This window comes from uncultured Fibrobacter sp., assembly GCF_947305105.1.
GTDB lineage: Bacteria > Fibrobacterota > Fibrobacteria > Fibrobacterales > Fibrobacteraceae > Fibrobacter.
The window spans coordinates 1-5,916 of sequence record NZ_CAMZCS010000065.1; the positions used below are offsets into that span (position 1 = coordinate 1).

At 53.2% G+C, this 5,916-nt stretch carries 6 protein-coding genes; 3 read left to right on the forward strand and 3 right to left on the reverse strand.

All coding sequences use genetic code 11. From position 1 onward, the window contains the following. Window positions 1–172: 172 nt before the first annotated feature. Window positions 173–796 carry an imidazole glycerol phosphate synthase subunit HisH gene (gene hisH, locus Q0Y46_RS14720; protein WP_295683742.1) on the reverse strand — a complete coding sequence of 208 codons (624 nt, stop codon included), beginning with the start codon at window positions 794–796 and terminating at the stop codon, window positions 173–175. Window positions 797–1,022: 226 nt separating this feature from the next. Here hisH and Q0Y46_RS14725 point away from each other — a divergent pair, with 226 nt between their 5' ends. Together Q0Y46_RS14725 and Q0Y46_RS14730 are read left to right on the forward strand one after the other, a co-directional pair. Then, a complete protein-coding gene (locus Q0Y46_RS14725) occupies window positions 1,023–1,361 on the forward strand; it encodes a SpoVG family protein (protein ID WP_295683740.1) in 339 nt (112 codons plus the stop codon). A gap of 13 nt (window positions 1,362–1,374) precedes the next feature. Next, on the forward strand, window positions 1,375–2,901 hold the full coding sequence (locus Q0Y46_RS14730; protein WP_295683737.1) for a YifB family Mg chelatase-like AAA ATPase: 1,527 nt from the start codon (window positions 1,375–1,377) through the stop codon (window positions 2,899–2,901). Window position 2,902: 1 nt separating this feature from the next. On the opposite strand, the gene Q0Y46_RS14735 is transcribed toward Q0Y46_RS14730, so the two are convergent. Beyond that, window positions 2,903–3,268 carry a dihydroneopterin aldolase gene (locus Q0Y46_RS14735; protein ID WP_297948570.1) on the reverse strand — a complete coding sequence of 122 codons (366 nt, stop codon included), beginning with the start codon at window positions 3,266–3,268 and terminating at the stop codon, window positions 2,903–2,905. Further along, a complete protein-coding gene (locus Q0Y46_RS14740; RefSeq protein WP_297948572.1) occupies window positions 3,262–4,350 on the reverse strand; it encodes a hypothetical protein in 1,089 nt (362 codons plus the stop codon). The genes Q0Y46_RS14735 and Q0Y46_RS14740 overlap by 7 nt, the downstream gene beginning before the upstream one ends. A 214-nt stretch (window positions 4,351–4,564) precedes the next feature. On the opposite strand from Q0Y46_RS14740, the gene pgk reads away from it, so the two are divergent. Next, window positions 4,565–5,821: a phosphoglycerate kinase gene (gene pgk / locus Q0Y46_RS14745; RefSeq protein ID WP_072826912.1), complete on the forward strand. Its 1,257-nt coding sequence runs from the start codon at window positions 4,565–4,567 to the stop codon at window positions 5,819–5,821. The last annotated feature ends 95 nt before the right edge of the window (window positions 5,822–5,916 follow it).

The following is a 5,916-nucleotide window of genomic DNA, read 5'->3' on the forward strand; positions in this document are numbered from 1 at the left end:
TCAACTAAGGCAATAAATTGCCAAGTTTCGTATAGCTCAAGTACCAAATGCTCGGTTCGGCCATGTTCAAGCAAGCTTGACCGTGGCGCTCGCCTTACGCATTTGTCCTACTGTCTACTTCCTACTTTTCCACACAGTGATTAGTGCCCGCTTACAATTTTATCCCTAACCACTAAACCATCCATTCACAGAAATTCTTGAGCATGGCGAGTCCAACGTCACCGCTCTTTTCCTGATGGAACTGTGTCGCGATTAGGTTGTCCTTACCCACGATTCCCTGGAACGTCTGCGTGCCGTAAGTCGTCTCGGCAAAGGCGTATTCTGCCGGCACCTGCGGGTGGTAGGAGTGTACGTAATAGAAGTCGCAACCGCTGCGGATTCCCTTCATAATCGGGTGTTCGCGGGTGAACTCCACCTGGTTCCAGCCCATGTGCGGAATCTTGAGGCCCGGTTCGTCCTTGAAACGCACCGCCTTCCCTGGAATGAGTCCGAGCGTCTTCACGCCACCGTCTTCCTCGCTTTCTTCGAGGATAATCTGGCAGCCGATGCAAATGCCGAGCACGGGATTCCCGGCCTTCACCACCGTCTTGATGGCTTCGCCGATTCCGGTTTTCGTCAAAGTTTCCATGGCCGATGCCGCAGCACCCACACCCGGGAAAATCAACCGGGTCGCCTTCGCAATTTCGTCGGCATCGCGGCTCGACTTCGCGTCCACGCCAATATGCGAGAGCGCATTCATCACGGACGTCAAGTTACCGGCATTGTAGTCAACCACGATTATGGGATTTGCGGACATAGAAACCTCACTTTGCTAGCCCAAAGATAGAAACATTTTGCAGACAGGAGTCACTCTCTCACTCGCGCGAATCAGGTGATTAAAAAATGATTAATCACTGATTAATCACTTTTTTGGACACTCCCCCGAACCCGGTTTCTGCATTTTCAGGCTTATTTAGCCACATTCTATCATTGGCACGATTCTTGCAAAGATATTTGCGAAAAAAAATTAGAAAGGAGAACCCATGTCTGACAATACGGCAGGAAACAGCACCGATACCCTTATTCAAAAGGAATCCGCATCGTTTGATTGTCTTGCGGTGACTAACGTACAAATCTTCCCTTTCAAGGAGGGAATGTCCCTTGGCAAAATCAAGGCGATGGCTTCGGTTGTCCTAAACGACCAATTTCAAATTCGCGGGCTTCGCGTCATCGATGGCATAAACGGATATTTCGTCAGTTACCCGTGCGATCCATTTTTCAAGGGCGAAGAAACTCGCTATGTCTGCGCACCAATTACACGCCAACTCCGCGAGCACATTGAAAATTGCGTTCTTGAACGCTACCAACAATGCATGAACTAACCGCAGGTAAAAATTGTTTCGCAGAATCCGTTCTTACTGTCTGTTTGGAATTAAGGCCGTCCCGGTCAGTGTCGAAGTTGATGCTTCACAGGGTTTACCGGGATTCACCTTGGTTGGGCTTCCGGACAACGCAGTGAGGGAATCCCGCGAGCGGGTCGTTTCTGCCATCCGCTCCGTAGGAAAGGTGGTGACAGGTTTCCGAACAACGGTGAACCTGTCACCCGCGGACTTGCGCAAGGAAGGTTCCGCACTGGACCTGCCCCTTGCAATTGGTTTGCTCGTATCCACAGGCGAAATTGAAATTCCTAAACTGGAACGATATGTCTTTGTTGGAGAGCTTTCTCTTGACGGGCTCCTGAAACCCGTCAGGGGTGTGCTTTCGGTAGCGATGAGTCTACCGCGAGGGGATGATAGCATACTCGTCATACCGAAAGCCAATTCCGCAGAAGCTTCGCTAGTCGAAGGCCTGCGTTACATAAGTGTAGATACTTTATCCGAGTGCATCGAAATCTTGGAAGGCGGGGCGGGAAGTTCCATATATGTAGCTAAAGGGTTGACACAAAAAGCCGCCCCGCCTTCTTCGTCCATCCCGGACTTCAAGAATGTCGTCGGGATGTCCAACGTAAAGAGGGCACTCGAAGTGGCCGCCGCCGGCGCCCACAATTTCTTGTTGGTCGGTTCGCCGGGCGCAGGCAAGACGCTGTGCGCCCGGTGTTTGCCGGGAATCCTTCCCGAAATGACCGACGAAGAAATCCTGGAAACGACGCGAATCCACTCCTGCGCCAGACGTTCTGGAGATTCCGAAGCATTTAGGCCGATTCTCTCCCGGCCATTCCGCACGCCGCATCATTCTGCATCAATGGTATCACTTGTGGGCGGCGGGGCGAGGCTCCTTCCCGGTGAAGCGAGCCTCGCCCATAACGGAGTTCTCTTCTTGGACGAGTTGCCAGAATTCAACCGAGGCGTACTCGAAGCCCTGCGGGAACCCATGGAAGACGGAGCCATTTCGGTAAGCCGCGCAAGCGGGACCGTCGTATGGCCAGCCCGCTTCATGATGGGTGCCGCAATGAACCCGTGCCCCTGCGGTTTCGCGATGGACCCAAAGCGAGCCTGCACTTGCTTACCCGAAGCCCGCAAACGTTACAGGGAGCGCATCTCGGGTCCACTGCTCGACCGTATCGACATCCAGGTGAGCGTTCCCCCAGTAGACGCCGGCAATTTCATCGGAAAACCCGAAGGGGAATCGTCGGCGACAATACGCAAACGAGTCTGCGCGGCACGCAACATCCAGCACCAACGGTTCACGGGAACACCCTTCAAAGCCAATGCGGAAATGTCCTCGGAATGCGCGCAACGCTTCGCCAAGATGACCTCTGCAACGGAACGCTTTGCCGTTTCCGCCGCCGACAAAATGAACCTGAGCGCACGTGGCTACTATCGGCTCCTGAAGGTCGCACGAACTATCGCCGACCTGCGGAATAACGAATCTGTTGAAATTTCGGATTTATCAGAAGCGCTGAGGTACAAGACCTACAGCTAGGCTAACGCCTGATAACAACGCTTGATTCTGCACCAGCAGCACCAGGAATTGCATTAGGCTTGCATACGCGAACCTCGGCCGCCAGAGCCTTGGGGTAATGCTCTAAAATATACTTGGCCGTCTCGACGACCAAGGTTTCTTCCAATTGGAAACAAGAAAGGCGGATGAACCGTTGAAGGTCTTCCGCCAATTGTGCATAATCTATTGAATGGGCCAAATCCTCGTTGCGTGCGGCCTGGGTAAAATCCACCATAATCGAAACATTGAGAACTATGGGCTGCTCGTTTTCCCTTTCGTAAGGAAGGGTCCCGAGAATGCAGTTGAACTCAAGATCCTTGAGTGAAATCTTACCCGGATTTATTACCATACGAACAGGACGATTGCTGCCGTCAGAGACACAGCCGTCACACCGAACCAGATGTTACGGGCCGTTGCGTAGGAATCCTTAGTCTTGCTGTTAATGTCCATACGACGCTGCAAGTCGGAAACGCTCCAGAACCCATCTGTGCCTTCAGCAGCACCGTTGTTCCCGTATTTGCTCACGGCCACCTCGCAATTCTTGTTGCCATCGCAGCCCTTGAGGAGTTTGTCGTTCAAGGCGGCCAACTTGTCGTAGGCATCCTGAGCCTCGTTAGCCTTCATGTGCTGATAAACGCCCATGACGGCACTACCCACTGCCACCGCAGAAAGGGCGACAGCAGACCAGAAGCGAACTTCGTCGGCAATACCGAAACGGTCCGTAGCATTTTCGGAGGCATCGCGAGCAGCATAGTCGCGGTCGTCGGCTTCCCTATTGGAGCGGTCCACATTGCCCTTGACATCGTATTCGTCATCTTCGTCTTCGCAATCCGGATCATACTCGTCACATTCTTCTTCGTCTTCTTCGACACGGGGCTTCTTGGCGGCAACCGGAGCAGGAGCTTCATCCTCTTCCTCTTCGTCATCTTCGACCGCGGGTGCCGGAACGGCGGCAGCGACCGGTTCGTCTTCGGCGCCCTTGAGCTCGACAGGAGCGTTGTTCACATAGGCAATTGCGCTACTCATGCCAGGCACGTAGATGAACTTGCCATCGAAATAGACCTTTTCGGCATCTTCTTCGGCATCCATGCCCTTGCGCTGATAAATTTTAGCCGTGACGATGTCGCTATAATCGGCACCTTCGGCAGTGAGCGGAGTGAGCGAGGAAAGGTCGCCCGCACGGCCCTGGTAAAGCTGGTACATTGTTTCGGACTCGCCAAACGGGTCTTCGAACTTTTGGCGTACAACCAATCGACCAGACTGCAGGGAACTGACTTCGGAGGCCGGAGCCTTCTTCAGTTCGCCACCAAACTCCGCAGTAATATAACTATCGGGAGAACCGACATCCGTTGCATCGAAGCCATCGATATCATAGGGACCGGCGAAAGCGGTAAGTGCTGCGCAAAGAACTATAAAAGATAGACGTTTCATCTTCTGCTCCAATAAGCTCAAATTTCAAGTGAAATATATAAAAAAAAAGCCAATTATTTCCAAGTTTCCGAAATTTGACATATAATATAGGCTTATTTTGAAAATAAATGATTTACAACACAAGTTATTGCACTTTTTTTACGAACCGATATTGTAAAAAATTCTACATTTTGAGCGGAAATTTTAACTCTAAACCCCAAAAGAAGGTGCTACAATGGCAAAGCTTTCTATTGAAGATCTCGAACTCGCCGGCAAGCGCGTGTTCATCCGTGTTGACTTCAACGTTCCGCAGGACAAGGTGACTGGCGAAATCACCAACACCAAGCGTATCGAAGCCGCTCTCCCGACCATCCAGTACGCTCTCGACAAGGGTGCAGCCGTCGTGCTCGCTTCCCACCTGGGCCGTCCGAATGGCGAAAAGAACATGAAGTACACTCTCGCTCCGGTCGCTAAGAAGCTCGAAGAGCTCATCAAGAAGCCGGTGAAGTTCCTCTCCGACTGCGTCGGTCCGGAAGTCGAAGCTGCCTGCGCCGCTATCAAGCCGGGTGAAATCATCCTCCTCGAAAACCTCCGCTTCCACATCGAAGAAGAAGGCAAGCGCAAGATCAAGAACGCCGATGGCACCGAAACTAAGGAAAAGGCCGACAAGGAAGCCGTCAAGGCCTTCCGCGCAAGCCTCACCAAGCTCGCTGACGTCTACGTGAACGACGCTTTCGGTACTGCTCACCGCGACCACTCCTCCATGACGGGTGTCGAACTTCCGCAGCGTGCCGCTGGTTTCCTCATGAACAAGGAACTCAAGGCATTCGACCAGGTGCTCAACAATCCTCCGCGTCCGTTCCTCGCCATCCTCGGCGGTGCCAAGGTCGCTGACAAGATCCAGCTCATCAACAACCTCCTCGACAAGGCCGACAAGATCATCATCGGCGGTGGCATGGCTTTCACCTTCAAGAAGGTCCTCAACAACATCGAAATCGGTTCTTCTCTGTTTGACGAAGAAGGCGCCAAGCTCGTTCCGGATCTGATGGCCAAGGCTAAGGCTGCCGGCAAGGAAATCATCCTCCCGGTCGACTACATCGCTGCCGACAAGTTCGCTGCCGACGCTGCCACGAAGGCTGTCTCCGACGCCGAAGGCATTCCGGCTGGCTGGATGGGCCTCGATGTGGGCGCTGAATCCACCAAGCTCTTCGTGAACGCAATCAAGTCCGCCAAGACCATCGTTTGGAACGGCCCTGCAGGCGTGTTCGAATTCGAAGCCTTCGAAAAGGCCACCAAGGCTATGGCCGACGCTATCGTCGAAGCTACCGCTGCTGGCGCAATCACCGTTATCGGTGGTGGCGATACCGCTACGGCTGCCAAGAAGTACGGTGCCGACAAGAAGGTGACCCACACCTCTACGGGTGGTGGCGCTTCGCTCGAACTGCTGGAAGGAAAGGTGCTGCCGGGCGTCGCTGTCCTCACGGACAAGTAATTTTTCCATTTGCTTCGCGATACGGCGTCACGAATCCGCTCGCCGTACGATTTGTACGGCTTCGGGCTTCGTTCCTGGTCTCGCTCGCAACTGAA

Excerpts from the sequence above, each read along its gene's own strand:
- pgk (WP_072826912.1), top strand. The coding sequence starts at position 4,565 with ATGGCAAAGCTTTCTATTGAAGATCTCGAACTCGCCGGCAAGCGCGTG.
- Q0Y46_RS14735 (WP_297948570.1), bottom strand. The coding sequence starts at position 3,268 with ATGGTAATAAATCCGGGTAAGATTTCACTCAAGGATCTTGAGTTCAAC.
- Q0Y46_RS14740 (WP_297948572.1), bottom strand. The coding sequence starts at position 4,350 with ATGAAACGTCTATCTTTTATAGTTCTTTGCGCAGCACTTACCGCTTTC.
- hisH (WP_295683742.1), bottom strand. The coding sequence starts at position 796 with ATGTCCGCAAATCCCATAATCGTGGTTGACTACAATGCCGGTAACTTG.
- Q0Y46_RS14725 (WP_295683740.1), top strand. The coding sequence starts at position 1,023 with ATGTCTGACAATACGGCAGGAAACAGCACCGATACCCTTATTCAAAAG.